Origin of the sequence: Sulfurimonas hydrogeniphila (assembly GCF_009068765.1) — a bacterium.
Classification (GTDB): Bacteria; Campylobacterota; Campylobacteria; order Campylobacterales; family Sulfurimonadaceae; genus Sulfurimonas; species Sulfurimonas hydrogeniphila.
In genome coordinates this window covers 1,532,317-1,550,137 of sequence record NZ_CP035534.1, presented here as the reverse complement: position 1 = coordinate 1,550,137, position 17,821 = coordinate 1,532,317, and the positions used below count along the sequence as shown (strand labels likewise).

The 17,821-nt window shown below is 35.7% G+C and carries 17 protein-coding genes and 1 tRNA gene; 15 read left to right on the top strand and 3 right to left on the bottom strand.

Annotated elements, in window-relative coordinates; genetic code table 11:
- Positions 1-3 precede the first annotated feature (3 nt).
- Positions 4-2,517 (bottom strand): [protein-PII] uridylyltransferase family protein, encoded by a 2,514-nt coding sequence (locus tag ETP70_RS08160; protein WP_151900725.1) that lies wholly within the window; start codon positions 2,515-2,517, stop codon positions 4-6.
- Between the two features lie 262 nt (positions 2,518-2,779).
- On the opposite strand from ETP70_RS08160, the gene ETP70_RS08155 reads away from it, so the two are divergent.
- From ETP70_RS08155 to mqnE, 5 genes are all read left to right on the top strand, one after another.
- On the top strand, positions 2,780-3,067 hold the full coding sequence (locus ETP70_RS08155) for a putative quinol monooxygenase (protein WP_151900724.1): 288 nt from the start codon (positions 2,780-2,782) through the stop codon (positions 3,065-3,067).
- 3 nt (positions 3,068-3,070) lie between these two features.
- The gene (locus tag ETP70_RS08150; protein ID WP_151900723.1) at positions 3,071-4,246 is read left to right on the top strand and encodes a class II aldolase/adducin family protein; all 1,176 of its coding nucleotides are present in this window, start codon (positions 3,071-3,073) and stop codon (positions 4,244-4,246) included.
- 173 nt (positions 4,247-4,419) lie between these two features.
- Entirely contained in the window at positions 4,420-4,929 is a 510-nt protein-coding gene (locus ETP70_RS08145) for a transposase (protein WP_151900722.1), read from the top strand.
- Between the two features lie 190 nt (positions 4,930-5,119).
- Positions 5,120-6,682, top strand: a complete 1,563-nt coding sequence (lsrK, locus tag ETP70_RS08140) for an autoinducer-2 kinase (protein WP_151900721.1) — start codon at positions 5,120-5,122, stop codon at positions 6,680-6,682.
- A gap of 169 nt (positions 6,683-6,851) precedes the next feature.
- The gene (mqnE, locus tag ETP70_RS08135; RefSeq protein ID WP_151900720.1) at positions 6,852-7,889 is read left to right on the top strand and encodes an aminofutalosine synthase MqnE; all 1,038 of its coding nucleotides are present in this window, start codon (positions 6,852-6,854) and stop codon (positions 7,887-7,889) included.
- An 82-nt stretch (positions 7,890-7,971) separates the two neighbouring features.
- On the opposite strand, the gene ETP70_RS08130 is transcribed toward mqnE, so the two are convergent.
- The gene (locus ETP70_RS08130; protein ID WP_188109950.1) at positions 7,972-9,231 is read right to left on the bottom strand and encodes a transposase; all 1,260 of its coding nucleotides are present in this window, start codon (positions 9,229-9,231) and stop codon (positions 7,972-7,974) included.
- Positions 9,232-9,399: 168 nt separating this feature from the next.
- On the opposite strand from ETP70_RS08130, the gene ETP70_RS08125 reads away from it, so the two are divergent.
- The 4 genes from ETP70_RS08125 to ETP70_RS08110 all read left to right on the top strand — a co-directional run bounded on the left by ETP70_RS08125 (position 9,400) and on the right by ETP70_RS08110 (position 11,492).
- Positions 9,400-10,173, top strand: coding sequence for a glycosyltransferase family 2 protein (locus ETP70_RS08125; RefSeq protein WP_151900719.1), 774 nt, complete (start codon positions 9,400-9,402; stop codon positions 10,171-10,173).
- Between the two features lie 22 nt (positions 10,174-10,195).
- Positions 10,196-10,387 (top strand): hypothetical protein, encoded by a 192-nt coding sequence (locus ETP70_RS08120; RefSeq protein ID WP_151900718.1) that lies wholly within the window; start codon positions 10,196-10,198, stop codon positions 10,385-10,387.
- A 382-nt stretch (positions 10,388-10,769) separates the two neighbouring features.
- Positions 10,770-10,845: transfer RNA gene (locus ETP70_RS08115), tRNA-Phe, on the top strand.
- A 98-nt stretch (positions 10,846-10,943) separates the two neighbouring features.
- Positions 10,944-11,492 (top strand): Uma2 family endonuclease, encoded by a 549-nt coding sequence (locus ETP70_RS08110; protein WP_151900717.1) that lies wholly within the window; start codon positions 10,944-10,946, stop codon positions 11,490-11,492.
- 129 nt (positions 11,493-11,621) lie between these two features.
- Here ETP70_RS08110 and ETP70_RS08105 read toward each other — a convergent pair whose 3' ends face one another.
- Entirely contained in the window at positions 11,622-11,870 is a 249-nt protein-coding gene (locus ETP70_RS08105; protein WP_151900716.1) for a ComEA family DNA-binding protein, read from the bottom strand.
- A 370-nt stretch (positions 11,871-12,240) separates the two neighbouring features.
- Here ETP70_RS08105 and ETP70_RS08100 point away from each other — a divergent pair, with 370 nt between their 5' ends.
- The 6 genes from ETP70_RS08100 (at position 12,241) to ETP70_RS12460 (ending at position 17,821) form a co-directional block, all read left to right on the top strand.
- Positions 12,241-12,597 carry a MarR family EPS-associated transcriptional regulator gene (locus ETP70_RS08100; protein WP_151900715.1) on the top strand — a complete coding sequence of 119 codons (357 nt, stop codon included), beginning with the start codon at positions 12,241-12,243 and terminating at the stop codon, positions 12,595-12,597.
- 133 nt (positions 12,598-12,730) lie between these two features.
- A complete protein-coding gene (gene pseB, locus ETP70_RS08095; protein ID WP_151900714.1) occupies positions 12,731-13,717 on the top strand; it encodes a UDP-N-acetylglucosamine 4,6-dehydratase (inverting) in 987 nt (328 codons plus the stop codon).
- Between the two features lies 1 nt (position 13,718).
- Entirely contained in the window at positions 13,719-14,846 is a 1,128-nt protein-coding gene (gene pseC, locus ETP70_RS08090) for a UDP-4-amino-4,6-dideoxy-N-acetyl-beta-L-altrosamine transaminase (protein WP_151900713.1), read from the top strand.
- On the top strand, positions 14,843-15,751 hold the full coding sequence (locus ETP70_RS08085; RefSeq protein ID WP_151900712.1) for an aldo/keto reductase: 909 nt from the start codon (positions 14,843-14,845) through the stop codon (positions 15,749-15,751). The genes pseC and ETP70_RS08085 overlap by 4 nt, the downstream gene beginning before the upstream one ends.
- On the top strand, positions 15,748-16,515 hold the full coding sequence (locus ETP70_RS12465; RefSeq protein ID WP_223176096.1) for a cytidylyltransferase domain-containing protein: 768 nt from the start codon (positions 15,748-15,750) through the stop codon (positions 16,513-16,515). Before ETP70_RS08085 ends, ETP70_RS12465 begins: the two co-directional genes overlap by 4 nt.
- Positions 16,508-17,821: an aminotransferase class III-fold pyridoxal phosphate-dependent enzyme gene (locus tag ETP70_RS12460; RefSeq protein ID WP_223176095.1), complete on the top strand. Its 1,314-nt coding sequence runs from the start codon at positions 16,508-16,510 to the stop codon at positions 17,819-17,821. Before ETP70_RS12465 ends, ETP70_RS12460 begins: the two co-directional genes overlap by 8 nt.

Here is a 17,821-nt window from a genome sequence, read left to right as displayed (position 1 = left end):
CCTTTATTTTGTATTTTCTGATAATAATTCATAGATTTTTTCAACATTATTACATATATTGTTTTGTTTTTCCATTAAAAAACTGTCTCGGACTTTGTATTTGCTTGAGTGGATTTTTGCTGTGATGATATTGATATGCAGCTCTTCAAACTTGTGCATGACATAGGCCAAAAGCCCTATCTGGTTTGCCGTATGAATTGTCAGTTCGGCATGCGTCATTGAGTGTTCACAGTCAATTGCAATCTCTTCTCTTTTAATGTGAATTTTTTTGAGTTTGACCTCTTTACTCATGTCAAAAGCATTGTCAATGGTGTCTTGAATTTCAACGAGTACATTAGAGTCTACATTTTGTATAAACTCGATTTTAAAATATTTAATGCCGTCAAAGAGAGTGAAAATCTCCATCGAAGCAACATTGAGATGTGCCAGGGTAGCTAGAAGATAACCGATATTTAAAGGGATACGACGATAAATTTCTATACTCAAAGAGTTGATGTTTTTGACTCGAAAACTGTACTCTTTTGTCTCTTTTGCAATTTTGGCAATACTGATAATGTCCTGGGGTGCATGTTTAAAGAAAAAAAGATTGGATTCTATTGTTAAAACTTTTTTCTGCAACAGACTCGGCAGTTCTTTAAACTCGTCAAGATTTCTGACTCTTGCTTCTATGAGCAGTCTTTTTTTTGCATCGGTAATTCTTCCAGTGTTTTGGGCAATCTCAAGAGCACTTAAATACAAATCATGTAAAAGTTTTGCATTAAAAGCGTTGTAGATATCTCCGCCGACACCGCTGATATCGGCATAGGTGAGGATGTAAAGCAGTTGAAGGTTTTTGGCATCGCCCACTTTTGACATAAATTTATAGAGTGTTTTTTCATTGTGTATGTTTTCTTTGAAGGCTACACTGCTCATAAGAATATGCTGCCGAACAAGAGTGACTGCTCTTTTTGTCTGCTCTTCATTCAAATGGATATGTTTTGCAAACTGCACAACAAGTTTTGCGCCGACTTCACTGTGATCCTGCCTTCTTCCCTTGCCGCTGTCATGGAAAAATACGACAATTTTGAGAATCAGTTTTTCTTCTTCGCTCAGTGTATTAAAAAGATTTTGCAAAAAAGGCTCTGTAATGTTTTCCAGGGCTTGGACACATTTGATGGAATGAATATCAACAGGGTAGTGATGGTAGCCGTCAAACTGTGGCAGATGCATGACTTTTCGAAAATTCGGAAAAATTTTTGGAAGGATTCCCGCATCATAAAAAAGTTTTAAAAAGGAAGCTATATGGGCTTTTGTAAAGAGCTTTTTTATGAGAAAATAGGTTTTTTCACTCAGTGGATGGGAAACTTTTGCAACAGTAAACTGATGCAAAAAACCGGCATCAAAACGGTAGTCTTTGTCTTCTAGGTCAAGAAGCAGTTGCAGTAAATCTGAAATTTTTTGCTGAGGCAGCTTGAAGGAAGCATAAAGCCTTGCATTGTACTGATAAAAACCTTTTTTGAGCCTGTTTCGTTTGAAAGATGCTATATGTTTGGCATCATAGATATAGGGACGTACCATTTTTTTTACAAAAATCTGTGTGAAGTTATTGATACGCCATCCGGCTTCCAAAACTTTACCGGCAAGTTTTTTTTGGTCTTTGAAGCCTAATAGTTTACTCACTTGAGGAATATACTCAAGAAGCAGTCTGTCTTCTTGTTTGTTTGCTATGAGGTGCAGGGCGCTTCTGACTCTGTAGAGGAGTTCAAGGGCTATGCGGAATTCTTTGTACTCTTCATCACTGAAAACAGTACCGCTGAGTTCTTTGATACTGTTAATGCCATAAATTGTTTTGGCTACCCAATAGATGAGGTGGGCATCCCGTAAGCCTCCAACACTCTCTTTTATGTTTGGTTGCATAGAGGTCGGGTATTTTTTTCTTCTTTTTTGTGCTTCTTCTATTTTGGCAAGGAGAAACTCTTTTTGTTCATGCAGACGAATTCTGCCAAGTTCTCTCTGCGTTGCATGCCAGGTAAAGGGAGATCCTGTGATAAACCTGGATTCCATTAAAGAGGTTTTAATGGTTATATCCTGTATGCTTGCTTTAAAGAGGTCGTCAACCTCGTGGACTCTGTGTCCGAGTTTCATCCCTGCATCAAGGGCAAGATAAAACAGTTTTTCGATAATGAGTTCAGAGTTGTACCCTTCAACATCCTGGTAAACGATGAGCAGGTCAATATCACTGTGTACACAGAGCTGTTCTCTGCCATAACTTCCAAGGGCTATAATGGCTATGGGTATGGAACTGCGCATAGGCAGGTAGTTGCCAAAGGCTCGACGCAGGACAGTTTTATACATCAGTTCGATGATGGAGTCGAGTTTTTTTGTGTGGCGGACAAGGAAGTCTTTGCCCTGGTTTTTTGTAAAAAGTTCGGGAAGCGATTCTTTATACTCTTTTATGTATTGTTTAAAAAGTTTGGACAGCTCAAAGTCTGAGCCTTTTTTTTCTAATACATTTTCTATTTCTAAAAGTAAATTCATAATTGATTATATTGAATTTTTGCTATAATTTATCTTTAAAATTTAAAAAAGCAAAAATAGTCGACAATGGAACCTATTTTTGGAGGGTCAATGCCGTTAGGTTAAGAAAAAAAGTTCGATATTCTTTCGGAATCTAGGCCTTAGTTTTGAAAGACACAAAGCCCGCACTGAAGTACGGGTTCCGAAAAAGCCGCTTAACTTAATGGAACCCATCCTTTAGGGTGGGCTGAGAGCGGCAGTAAAAATAAAAAGGGAAAATAAAATGACAATTACAAAAAGCGTAACATTCATAGCAAAAGAGGGCTGTGAAGAAAAAATGAAAGAACTGCTGTCTGCAATGGTAGCACCGAGCAAGGCAGAAAAAGGCTGTATTTTTTATGAAATATTTCAATACAAAAACGATAAAAAAAGATTTATGGCAGTTGAGACCTGGGAAAATGAAGCTGCACTGAACGGGCATAAAGCCTCTGCCCATTATAAAGTATATAAATCTTCATACGAGCCATACTGTGAAGACAAATACACAGATGAATTAGAAGTGTTGGGCTAAATCATGGACAATTTATGGAATGAAAAAAAAGCGGCTGCATGTAAAAGTGATTTGGATTTGAGGGTATACAGCTCAAACCTGTTGGGACAAAATGATGAACTGGTACTGCACGGAGGCGGCAATACCTCACTCAAAAGCAAAATAAACGGCGAAGATGTCTTACATGTAAAGGGAAGTGGCTGGGACTTGGCAAGCATAGAAGCAGAAGGTTTTGCACCTGTGAAACTGGATGTACTTTTAGAAATGGCAAAACGTGAGCATTTGAGTGACAGTGAAATGGTACACCTGCAACGAGAGGCGATGACGGATAAATCTGCGCCGAATCCTTCGGTGGAAGCGATACTGCATGCGCTGATTCCCTACAAATTTGTGGACCATACCCATGCGGATGCTATTGTAACGATTTCAAATTCAGTGAACGGGGATGAGCATATTGTCAAGCTTTTTCCAAATTTTTTAATTGTTGATTATATTATGCCGGGCTTTGAACTGGCACATACAATTTATAAAATGACAAAAGATTTGGACTGGGAGAGTATAGACGGCATCATTTTGCATCATCACGGGATTTTTACTTTCGACAATGATGCCAAAAAATCTTATGACAAAATGATAGAAGCCGTCACAAAAGCAGAAAATTTTTTGGACGAACAGGCTGTTGTGCATATTGAACATAATTATGTCCACAGTGACTGTGATATCGGAAAAATAACAAAGGTACTTTCTGCCGCGAAAGGCTATGAAGTCTCTATCAATATCAATCAGTCGCCTTTGGCAGCATATTATGCGTCACAGCCGAATTTAAAAGAGTTTGCATCACGCGGTGTCTTGACTCCTGAGCATATCATACGCACAAAAAGAGTACCGCTTGTGATGGAAGATACAAATTTGGAAGCAGCAGTAGAAAAATATATGCAAGAGTATAAAACCTATTTTGAAAAATATGCCACTGATGAGGTGATGCTGAATCCTGCCCCCAATTATATGATTATAAAAAATCTCGCAGTCATCTCTTTTGGAAAAAACAGAAAAGAAGCGGCAATTATCAATGATATAGTAAACCATACCATGTTGGCAGTATTGCGCTCAGACAAATTAGGCGGCTACCAAAGCATCAGTGAAAAAGAGAGCTTTGCGATGGAGTACTGGGAACTGGAACAGGCGAAACTGAAAAAGTAACAAAGGCGGCACGAAAGTGTAATTTATCCCGGAACCCGTACTTCAGTGCGGGCGAGAGTGGCAAGAAAGTAACAGCAGTCGGCACTAAAGTACCGATTCCGGGAAATTTCGGAACCCGTACTTCAGTGCGGGCTAAACTGAGTAAAAATTTAAAGAGGGCTTTACAATAAAAAATGAACCACACAAAACTGCATCATATCAGTCTGAAAGAACATTACCAATTTATAACATTTCGTACACAAGACAGCGTAGATGCTTATGTACAAAAAATTCTGGCAAATGATGAAAAAGAACATATAAAACAGTTTCAAATAGACAGTTATTTGGACATGTCAAAAAATGGTGCCTATCTGTTTGATGAAGCTATTGATGTCTTTGTAGATGTTATTTTAGAAGAAGACGAAAAACTTTATGATGTGGAAATGATGGCAGTTATGCCAAATCATATTCATTTGTTATTCAAGCAAAATGAGGATTTAGGTAAAATTATGCAATATATCAAAGGTAAAAGTGCGGTTGAACTCAATAGACTTTTGCAAAAATCAGGAAAATTTTGGGCAGACGGGTATTATGACAAACTTATAAGAGATGAAGAACATTATGTAAAAGTTTATAATTACATAAAAAATAACCCTCTCAAAGCCGGACTCACAGATGAGCGGGTTTTTAGTAAATATGAGTAACAAAAGTCGGCACTGAAGTACCGATTCCGGGAGTCACTGCATTCTGGAACCTATCCTTTAGGGTGGGTGGGAGCGGCAAAAAAGTTCAAAGAGTCGGCACTGAAGTACCGATTCCGAGGAGTCACTGCATTTTGGAACCCGTACTTCAGTGCGGGCAAGCGTGGTAGGAAAGTTAATGAAAAGGAAAAATATGGCATATCTTTTAGCAATAGATGCAGGTACAGGAAGTATTCGTGCTGTACTTTTTGATACGCAGGGGAAGCAAATTGCCGCAGAGCAAAAAGAATGGACACATTTAGAAGAAGAGGGTGTAGCAAACTCCATGGCTTTTGATTTTGAAAAGAACTGGCTGCTTACATGTAACTGTATCAAAAATGTTATTGCAAAATCAAAGATTAATCCTGCAGATATTTTGGCACTCAGTGCTACAAGTATGCGTGAGGGAATTGTCCTGTATGACAAGAACGGCAAGGAACTCTGGGGCGTTGCTAATGTTGATGCCCGTGCTTCAAAAGAAGTAAAATATTTAAAAGAAAAATTTCCTGAAATCGAAGAAGAGTTTTACCAAAAAAGCGGACAGACCTTTGCTCTTGGCGCTTTGCCCCGTTTGCTGTGGCTTAAAAACAAGAGACCAAAAATCTATGAAAAAGTGGCAAATATTTCTATGATAGGTGATTGGATTTTGGCACGTTTGAGCGGAGTAATAGCCGTTGACCCAAGTAACGGCGGCACTACAGGAATTTTTTCTCTTGCTTCGCGCAGCTGGGAAAAAGAGATGGCACAAAAAGTCGGTATAAAAGAGGAGATATTTCCTCCTGTGCTGGAAACGGGAACGATTCTTGGCAATGTAAGTGAAAAAGTTGCAGATGAAACAGGATTGAGCCCCTTGACGAAAGTTGTGATGGGCGGAGGAGATGTGCAACTTGGTTCTGCCGGACTCGGGGTTGTCAAAGAGGGTGATGTGGCAATTTTGGGTGGAAGTTTTTGGCAACAGGTGGTCAATATTCCAAGCAGTGTCAAACCACCAAAAGATATGAGTATACGCGTCAATCCGCATGTTATAGAAGGGCTTTCTCAGGCGGAGGGCATAACATTTTTTTCTGGGCTTGTTATGCGCTGGTTTCGCGACGCTTTTTGTCAGACGGAAAAAGAAGAGGCAAGTCTGTGTGGTAAAGATGTTTATGAAGTTTTAGAAGAAAAAGCACAGAAAATTCCCGCAGGTTCTTATGATATTTTACCGATATTTTCAGATGTGATGAAATACGGCAAGTGGTACCATGCCGCGCCGAGTTTTTTAAATCTCGGACTTGATGCCGAGAAATATAATCATATCTCAATGTTTCGGAGTTTGGAGGAAAATGCTGCCATTGTTTCAAGCATTAATTTGCAAAATATAGAGGTATTCAGCGGTATAAAAATAAAAGAGATTGTCTTTGCAGGCGGGGCAAGCAAAGGAAAACTGTGGGCACAGATTCTAGCGGATGTAACGGGCTGTGTGGTGAAGATTCCAAAAGTGACCGAGGCAACCGCACTTGGTGCGGCAATGGCAGCAGGTGTAGGTGTCGGTGTTTATAAAAGTTTAGCAGAAGCGGCAAAAGAGTTGGTGGTCTGGGATAAAAAATATATGCCCAACGAGAAGAATAAAGAAGTTTATGCAAAGTTAAAAGAAAGATGGCAAAAAGCGTATGAAGTGCAATTAAAGCTAGTTGATGATAATATCACGACTTCAATGTGGAAAGCCCCCGGACTTTAAAGAAGTAAAGTCGGCACTGAAGTACCGATTCCGAGGAGTCATTATTTTTCGGAACCCATCCTTTAGGGTGGGCGGGAGTGACAAAAAAGTAGTAACAGTCGGCACTGAAGTACCGATTCCGGAGCCATTCTTGGAGTGGGCTGCAAGCGCTAAAAAAACAGGTAAAAGAATGAATAACAGAATAAATTTTGAAGATGCAATAAAACTTTATGAAAGAGACCTTTTTGAACTTGGTGAACTTGCCGATGCAAAGCGTCAGGAATTACACGGTAAAAAGACATATTTTAATATTAACCGGCATATAAACCCTACAAACGTCTGTGCAGATGTTTGTAAATTTTGCGCCTATTCGGCAACACGCAAAAATCCTAACCAGTATACAATGAGCCATGAAGAAATTATGAATATAGTCGACAACATAGTGGCACATGATGCAAAAGAGGTTCACATAGTTTCTGCCCATAATCCTAATGTAACGCTCGATTGGTATTTGGGTATTTTTAAAAAAATCAAAGAGAAGTATCCAGCCTTACATGTAAAGGCATTGACTGCTGCAGAAGTGGACTTCTTGTCTCGTCATCATGGACTTACATATGATGAAGTGCTTGATTTGATGGTAGAAAACGGTGTAGATTCTATGCCCGGCGGCGGTGCGGAGATTTTTGATGAAAAGGTCAGAGATTACATCTGTAAAGGCAAAGTGACATCAGATCAATGGTTTGAAATTCATCGTAAATGGCATGAACGCGGGAAAAAATCTAATGTTACTATGCTTTTTGGACATGTAGAATCTCGTGCAAACCGTATAGATCATATGATGCGAATTCGTGAGTTGCAAGATATAACGGGTGGGTTTAACGCTTTTATACCGCTTGTCTATCAGACAGAAAATAATTACCTTAATATTGACAAACCGATTACGGCAAATGAAATACTCAAAACCTATGCCATTGCAAGGCTGGTTCTTGACAATGTGCCGAATTTAAAAGCGTACTGGGTGACATCGACTGTGAATCTTGCACTTGTCGCACAGGAATTCGGGGCAAATGATTTGGATGGGACGATAGAAAAAGAGTCCATCAACTCTGCAGCAGGAGCCGCGAGTGCCAATGGGGTGGATGTGAAAGAATTTACGGGATTGATAACAAATTCTGGCTTTATTCCTGTTGAGCGTGACAGTGTGTATAATGAGATAAAGGTCTGGTAAACTGGTCGGCACTAAAGTACCGATTCCGAAGAATATGCAGTTATTTGGGAACTCGTACTTCAGTCATAAGTATCTACACAACTTAAAACTCCATCTGCATAAAGTCATTGAGTTCTTTTTTAATGCTATGGAGTTCTTCAATATCATAAAGTTCAAGCATATCCATAGCAGAGAAGAAGTTCCATAAACCTGCTAACAGAGCCGGAGAGGTAGATATCTTCTTTCTTGCTACCAATCTCCCGCTTAATCGAACTAAAAACTTTCTAATTGCCAGCATGTTTTTACTATTTGTATGTTCAATTTCCCATACAAGCAAACAGGCATAAGAGGCAACAAACAAGCGTTTAAATATAGCCTGTGCACTCTCTTGCTGCCATTTTTCCAAATTAAACCCTGAGCTTTTTAACAGTTTAAAATACGTTTCTATATTCCATCTGTAATAATACCACAATCCTATCCTTGTTATATCAACATCTTTTGGAAGATTGCTTAACAGAAGCCAGGTAGCAACTGTATTGTTCTTCTCATCTATGAGTCTTTGGACTATAAATCTGTTTTTTATTGGCTTGCCTTTTACTTTTTGTTTTATTGTTTTACCTTGTGGCGTATCTGTCTTTTGATAGCTGTCTCTTGTTATAAGTATATCTACCGTATTAACATAAATTTTTACTTTTTTATTTTGATACTGTATAGTTTTTACATATTTGCCTTTATCCATTTTTTTGGACAACTCTTTTTGGGTAATATCTTCATCTTCATACCTGACTTTGACATTGTCTAATGCTCGTACTATATATAAATCCTCTTTTTGCAGTCCTCTGAAAAACCCCGCACTGTCTGCTTCTCTGTCAATTACATGTACAATTTTCTTTTGTATGTTGAGGGATTGATTGATATAAGCTATTCTTTGTGTTAATTCACCGAGATGGGTAAGATGACTCTTCATTGTAGGATTATAGCTTGAGAGCACTTTATCTTGTGTCTTTAGGTTCTGTACCAAGGGAAGGATTGGTTTGCCGCTGCTGCTCTCAATTGCAAGGGAACTTTGCAACTCATATCCTCTTGATGAAGCATTATTTACATTGCTTCTGCGTTTTCGTATACAATCTGTTTTTGCCGTATGGTTTTTATAATTTATGAGTGACCAGTCATGGGCTACAAGTATATATTCATCACTGCTTTTATTAATAGTTTTAATCCCTCTTGTAAGCATTGGCTCATTGAGTGACTCTATATCTACATGCTCATTATTGTAAAATCTCCAAGCACTTTGTGCTTGTGAAAATCCTTCAGTCTTTTGTAGCAGGTTTAATCCATTGGTACTGTGTTGTTTATGATTCATATGACTTTTTACCAGTCTCATATATCTTTTTTTTTAAACGCTCTTCCATTGCATAAACTCTCTTGTTTTTTAAAATCTTATGCAATATCTATTCCGCTTTCTTTGCTTTTTTGAGTTGTGTAGATACTTATGACTTCAGTGCGGGCGAGAGTGGCAGGAGAGTGAAAAATGGACATATCGGTAATCATTCCAACATATAACCGATACAAACTTTTAAAAAGAGCCATAAAATCAGTACTCGCTCAAACATACACACCAAAAGAAATTATAGTGATAGATGACGGTTCTACCGATACTACATGTAACATACAAAATGATTTTCCAAACATTATATACATTTATCAAAAAAACAGTGGAGTTTCTGCTGCACGGAACAAAGGCATAGAAATCGCCAAAAGCGAATGGATAGCTTTTTTGGACTCAGATGATGAATTCTGCCCTCAAAAGCTGCAAAAACAAGTAGATTTTCATACACATAATCTGGATATTTTAATGAGTTATACGCATGAAAAATGGGTGAGAAACGGAATTACGGTAAAAATACCTAAAAAATATAGAAAAATAGGAAAAGATGCTTTTTTAGAAAATTTGTCATATTGTAATATTGCTCCTTCATCCGTAATACTTCATAAAAGTTTACTCGAAACAGTAGGACTTTTTGATGAGCATTTGGCAGTTTGTGAAGATTATGACCTGTGGCTTCGTATTACATGTAAGCATAAAATAGGGCTTATAGATGAAACACTTATTATAAAATATGCCGGGCATGATGCACAACTCGGGTTTCGAAAAAATATGGATGTATACAGAATAAAAGTGCTCAAAAAACTGCTGCTTACATGTAATAGTGAAGAAAAAAGGCTTTTAATTCAGTATGAGTTAGATGGAAAAATTTTAGAGCAACAAAAAAGACAGAGGCATAAAATACTACATCACAGTTGACCTGCAGGAAAAAAATGCAAAAGTGTATAAGCTTCAAAACAGCAAATATATAAAAATGTGTGATGTAAGTGACGGGGTTGTAGTATTTAAAATAGATGGATGCAACAAAGAACTGCCGTTTGATTTTACCGATATTTGGAAACAGTCGGCACTGAAGTACCGATTCCGAGAGATGTGCAGTTTTTGGAATCTATCCTTTAGGCAATGCCATTAAGTTAAGCGGCTTTTTCGGAACCCGTACTTCAGTGCGGGCTTTGTGTTTTTCAAGATTAAAGCCTAGGTTAAAACCTAGGTTCCAAGAAAACATCAAGTTTTTTTCTCACAAGTCATGTTTTAATATAGAAAGTAGCGATTCCGAATGTCACATCCTGCAGGGTAGGCTGAGATAGTAGCAAGAAAGTTGGTAAGCAACGGTAAATATGTAGAAGATAATGCCAGTGTGTATTTACAAAAGATCTGGATAAATACAGAAATATTGTTTTAAAAAAACTATACAAAAGCTGTTGGGACAAAGAAAAAAGAAAAAAACCGCTGAAGAGCTTCATACTAAGCAACTATTCAGTTAAGTATGACTATAATTCCAACTCTTTCACAAAGGCCTGTTAGCTCAGTCGGTAGAGCAAGTGACTGAAAATCACTGTGTCCTTGGTTCGATTCCGAGACAGGCCACCACCTCATGAACATCATTACAAAATAAATATTATCAATATCTCATTCAAATAAAAAGTAAAACTTTGTTATAATGAACAATAATTTTACAAGGATTTATTATGGGTGCTTTAAAAGTAGAAGAAATACCACGATATACGTATGATGATTATAAATTATGGGATGGAAAGTGGGAACTGATAGCTGGGTATCCGTACGCTATGTCTCCTGCTCCTATGATTAAACATCAGAAAATAAGTAATAATATTGGATGGGAATTGAAAAGTATTTTTCAAGACTGTCCAAAATGTCAGGTTTTGCTTCCTGTTGATTGGAAAATTGCAGAAGATACTGTTGTTCAGCCAGACAACAGTGTGATATGCCATGAACCCAAAAATGATGCTTATATTACACAGGCGCCAAAAATTATTTTTGAAGTATTGTCCAAGGCAACTGCCAAAAAAGACAGAGGCGTAAAATATGATTTGTATGAAAAAGAGGGTGTGAACTACTACATCATGGTTGATCCTCAAGAAGAAAATGCAAAAGTGTACCAGCTTCAAAATGGCAAATATATAAAAATGTGTGATATTAGCGATGGGATTGTGACATTTAAAATTGATGAATGCAACAAAGAACTGCCGTTTGATTTTAGTAAAATTTGGAAATAGTCGGCACTAAAGTAGCGATTCCACAGTATTTGGGAACCCGTACTTTTAGTGCGGGCGAGAGTGGCAAAAAAGTTCAAACAGCTGAGACTGTATGGTTTGTTAGCCAATATTCTTAATCTAAGAATTAAGTTATTTTTTACACTTTCCGACTGTTAAATTAGCTCTGTTTTTTTCTACAGTTTTAGTACTTATACCTTTGACTGCTGTTAAATCATCTACATTTTTAAAACAGTGATTTGTTCTGTAGGCTAAAACTGCTTCAGCTTTTTTCGCACCGATGCCGCTTAGTGTTGTCAACTCTGATTTACTTGCATTGTTTATATCTACTGCACTAAAAAGCAGTGTAGTACTTATGGCTAATATAGCTAAAAATTTCATGGAAATCCTTTTTTTGATTTGAATACAGTGTACATAAAAAAATATTATTTAGCTAATTTTATTGTTAATTGTCAGAATATTGTGTGTGCTTTTAATAGTAATGGGTATTTTTGTAACCTGGAATTGTTAGTCGGCACTGAAGTACCGATTCCGGGAAGCTATTGTTTTTGGAACCCATCCTTTAGGGTGGGCTGGGAGTGGCATGACAAAAACAACAGTCGGCACTACAGAAAAAAATTTAGTTTTTTCTGTAGTTTGTTTTAGCATAGAAAGTACAGATTCCAGAAAAATTGAAATGAAAGAGAACATTTTATAACTATATAAGTAAAAAAAGATTATAATTCAAAAATTGAATTTTAGGAATACCGTATTGCAAAATGATGAATTGATACTGAATGTACTTAGAAAGATAGAAAGCTCAAGAAGTCAAAAATCTTTGGCTGATGAATTGGGATACAGTGTAGGAAAAGTAAACTATGTTCTTAAAGCCCTCATAGAAAAAGGCTTGGTAAAAGCCGAAAACTTTTTCGCTAACAAACATAAAAACCAGTACAAATACCTCTTGACAGAAGATGGCATAAAAACCAAAATAGACCTTACAAAAAAGTTTATCGCCAGAAAAAAAGCTGAGTATGAAGAACTGCAAAGAGAGTTGGAAACAGTCTATGACAATAGCAATAGAAAAAACAGATTATGTAATACTAACAGAAAATTTTTCACCTTTTAAGATAATAAGAAATAAATTTTTTACTACAATTCAAATTTTAGATATACTGAGTACTGCTCTTATAAAAAATACGAAAAACTCTTAGTAAACTATACAAATATGTAATTTAATATTATGAGAACAAAGGAACAAAATGTTTAACAATAAAAATATATTAATCACAGGCGGAACAGGTAGTTTCGGGAAAAAGTATACAGAAATGATACTTGCAAAGTACAAACCTAACAAAATAATTATTTTTAGTCGTGATGAATTAAAACAGTATGAAATGGCACAATCTTTTAATGATGATTGCATGAGGTATTTTATAGGGGATGTTCGCGATGCACAGCGTGTTGAATATGCTATGGATGGTGTTGATTATGTTATTCATGCGGCTGCTTTAAAGCATGTTCCTGCAGCTGAATATAATCCAACAGAGTGTATTAAAACAAATATTGATGGTGCTCAAAATGTGATAAATGCTGCTATTAAAAATGAGGTTGAAAAAGTAATAGCACTTTCTACGGATAAGGCATCGAGTCCAATTAATCTTTATGGAGCAACTAAACTGGCGTCTGATAAACTTTTTATAGCTGCAAATAATATAGTAGGAAAACGAAAAACAAGATTTGCAGTAGTTCGTTATGGGAATGTTGTTGGAAGTCGGGGTTCAGTTGTTCCTTTTTTTAAAAATCTTATTGAGACAGGTGCATCTGAATTACCTATAACCGATGCCGATATGACAAGATTTTTAATTACCCTTAAAGATGGTGTACAGTTTGTTTTAAATAATTTTGAGAGAATGCATGGAGGAGAGATATTTATTCCTAAAATTCCTTCAATGAAGATGACTGATTTAGCCAAAGCCTTAGCTCCAAATTTGCCACATAAGATTATAGGTATTCGACCGGGAGAGAAGATGCATGAGGTGATGATAACAGCTGATGACAGGGTAGTCGAATATAAAACCTATTATGTTATTACTCCAACAATTCAATTTAACCATCATGTTGATTATACAGCTAATGCTTTGGGTGAGGAAGGTAAAGATATAGGTATAGGATTTGAGTATAACTCATTAAACAATACACAATGGATAAGTAAAAAAGAGTTTTTAGCAATGGAACAAAGTTTATAAGATGAAACAATTTATTCCTTATGGTAAACAATTTATAGAGCAAGATGATATTGATGCTGTCGTAGATGTATTAAAATCAGACTATTTAACAACGGGTCCGGTAGTAAAAGTATTTGAAAAGGCTCTTAGTAATTATTGTGGAGCGAAATATTGTATTGCTGTTGCTAATGGTACCGCTGCTTTACATTTGGCTTCATTGGTTTTATTAAATAAGGATGAAAAAGTTTTAACTACACCAAACTCATTTTTGGCTACTTCCAATGCTATTTTGTATGCAGGGGCTAAACCAATTTTTGTCGATATTGCAAAAGACGGGAATATTGATTTGGATCTGTGTGAAGAGGAGCTTAAAAAAGACAGTTCTATCAAAGCCATATATGCTGTTTCCTTTTCAGGTCGCATGGTCAATCAAGAGAAGTTGAAATATCTAAAAGATACCTACAGTATTAGAATTTTAGAAGACAATGCTCATGCTATTGGAGCCGTGTATAATGGCATCAAAGCAGGGAGTTGTACAAACTCTGATGTTTCTATCTTCTCTTTTCATCCTGTGAAGCATTTGACTACGGCTGAAGGTGGAGCGATTACTACAAATTCAAAAGAGCTTTATGCAAAGATGCTTACATTGCGAGGTCACGGAATGGTTAAAACCCCCGATATGAAACCTTGGGAATATGAGATGCGGGAACTTGGATTTAACTACCGTATTAGCGATATGCAGTGTGCATTAGGTCTTTCTCAACTTAATAAACTAGATAGCTTTATAGAACGGCGAACAGAGATAGTAAAAAGGTATGACGAAGCTTTTAAAGAGAGTATTATCAAGCCTCTTTATTTTTTTGATGGCAAGTCATCGTATCACCTCTATGTAGTGCAAGTTGATTTCTCAAAACTTACTCTTTCAAAAGAAGAATTGTTTCATAGGCTTAGAGAAAAAAATATTGGTATTCAGTTGCATTATATGCCCATTAATAAGCAACCTTATTATCAAAGTTTAGGTTATGGAGATGAATACACGCCTAATATGGATAACTATTACAAAGAGTGTTTCTCTTTACCAATGTTTCCTAAACTGAGTGATGATGAACAAGAATATATTATAGAGAATTTGTTTGAGATGTTAAAATGAAATATATAAATTTCAATGGGAATGAAATTTCCAAACTCTCTTTAGGTACAGTTCAATTTGGACTGAATTATGGTATTTCAAACAGTAGTGGTAAACCGAAACAAGATGAGGTGAATGATATTGTTGGATTTGTAACACAAAGTGGTATTAATTGTTTTGATACAGCTGTTGCTTATGGAGATAGTGAAATCGTTTTAGGCAAAGCATTAAATCAAAAAAAAAGTTGTCACATTGTTTCAAAAGTAAAATCAGATATTTTTCTTTCAGATGTGGAAAAGATACTGTTTCGCTCACTGGATAGATTAGGTTATTCAAAGTTATTTGGTTTTATGCTACATGATGGGGAGTTACTTTTTCGATGGAGAGATGAATATCGAGATAAAGTTGATAGATTAAAAAAGTATAATCTAATTAATCACTTTGGCGTTTCTATTTATACCAATGAAGAATTTGATTTGGCAATAGAGAATACTTCAATAGAAATTATTCAAATTCCTTTTAATCTGTTTGATCAAAGGGCAAATAATAATAGTTGGTTTCAAAAAGCAAAAGAGGCTAACAAATTGATTTTTATTCGTTCTGTATTTCTCCAGGGTCTTTTTTTTATGGAGATAGAAAAATTAACAGGGACACTTATGGAAGCTAAGGGGTATTTAAAGCAGATGAATAGTATGCGAGAAACACTGGATTTGTCTATAGCAGACTTTGCAATGGCATATGTAGAAAGTATAGCAGATGATGCTGTTGTTTTATTTGGATGTGACAGCTTAACTCAGGCAAAAGAAAATATAGAAACTTACAGTAAATTACCTAAATTAAAGGAAGAAATTTTAAACAATATAAACAGAGCTTTTTCAAATATTCCAGAAAATATAATTAATCCAAGTAGATGGAATATGCAATGAATAGAAAAATTGTTGCACTTTTACAAGCAAGAACAGATTCTACTAGATTACCTAAAAAAGTATTGAAACCTCTTTTGGGTATACCTATGATTATTCATCAGTTGCAAAGAACAGATAAATCTAAATTAATAGATAAATTAATATTGTTAACGAGTTTGGAAAAAAACGATGATGAATTGGCAAAAACAGTTCAATTATTTGGATATTCAGTTTATCGTGGTTCAAAAAATAATGTTTTAGAGAGATTTTATAAATGCTGTAATGAGTTAGATTTAAAAGATAGCGATATTATTGTCAGGCTAACAGGAGATTGTCCTGTACATGATGCTAAGATTATAGATGAATTAATAGATGCTTTTTTAATAGCTGATTGTGATTATATGGCAAATTGTGTAAAACCAATCTATCCAGATGGACTTGATGCTGAAGTTTTTACTTTTAAAACATTAAAACAAGCATATTATGAAGCAACTAAAATATCTCAAAAAGAGCATGTAACACCTTATATTAGGAATAGCGGTAAATTCAAGGTTATGGATTTAAAAAAAGATATTATTTATAATAATTGGCGTTTAACAGTAGACGAACCAAGTGATTTTACAGTTATAGAGAAAATTTATAATCATTTCAAAACAAATGATTTTACATTTGAAGAAATGATTTTATTTCTGGAACATAATTTAGATATTTTAGAACTCAATAGTGAAATTAATCGTAATGAGGGCTATTTAAAATCATTACAAGAGGATCAAAAAAATGGGTAAATCTCAAAAATTATACAAAAAAGCAAAACGGTATATTCCAGGAGGAACACAACTTCTTTCAAAAAGACCAGAGATGTTTTTACCTGACCTATGGCCCGCATATTACAGCAAAGCAAAAGGGTGTGAAGTTTGGGATTTAGATGATAAAAAATATATAGATATGTCTATTATGGGTATTGGAACAAATACTTTGGGATACGCAAATGATGAAGTTGATGAAGCTGTAAGAGAAGTAACTTATAAAAGTAATATGTCCACTTTTAATTGTCCTGAAGAGGTTTATTTGGCAGAAAAACTCATAAATCTTCATCCTTGGGCAGATATGGTAAGATTTGCACGAGCAGGTGGTGAAATAAATTCAATAGCTATTAGGATAGCAAGAAGTGCTACAGGTAGAGATAAAATAGCTATTTGCGGGTATCATGGCTGGCATGACTGGTACCTTTCTACAAATCTTAGCAGTGATAAGAACCTGGATGGACATCTCCTTCCAGGGTTAAAACCTAGTGGAGTTCCAAGAGGATTGGTCGGAACAACATTACCTTTTAATTATAATGATATTGAAAGTTTAGAAAAAATCATTTTAGAAAATCAAAATGAGATTGCAGCTATTAAAATGGAAGTTTCACGAAATGAAGGTCCTAATGACAGTTTTTTACATAAAGTGAGAGCTTTAGCAACTAAACATAATATTGTTTTGATTTTTGATGAGTGTACTTCAGGATTCAGGGAGAGCTATGGAGGGCTTCATAAAAATTTTGGTGTTGAACCTGATATGGCAGTTTTTGCAAAAGCTCTTGGAAATGGTTATGCTATTTCAGCTTGTATCGGTAAAAAAGAAATAATGACAGCCACACAAGATACTTTTATAAGCAGTACTTTTTGGACAGAAAGAATTGGTCCAACAGCAGCACTAAAAACACTTGAAATTATGGAAAAAGAAAAATCTTGGGAGAAGATTAGCAAGATTGGTTCAGATGTTACAACAAGATGGAAAGATTTAGCATTAAAATATGAGTTAGAAATAAATACTTGGGGTATTAAACCGTTGGGTGGATTTATGATAGAGAGCAGTGATGCATTAGAATATAAAACCTATATTACACAAGAGATGCTAAAAAAAGGATTTTTAGCTTCTAATGTTTTTTATGCTTCCATTGCACATACAAAGGATATTGTAAATGAATATTTTGAGAAATTAGAACCGATTTTTGAGATTATCAAAGAGTGTGAACTGGGAAATAAAAAAATTAAAAATTTATTAGAAACTGATGTCTGTCACAGCGGATTCAAAAGGTTGAATTAA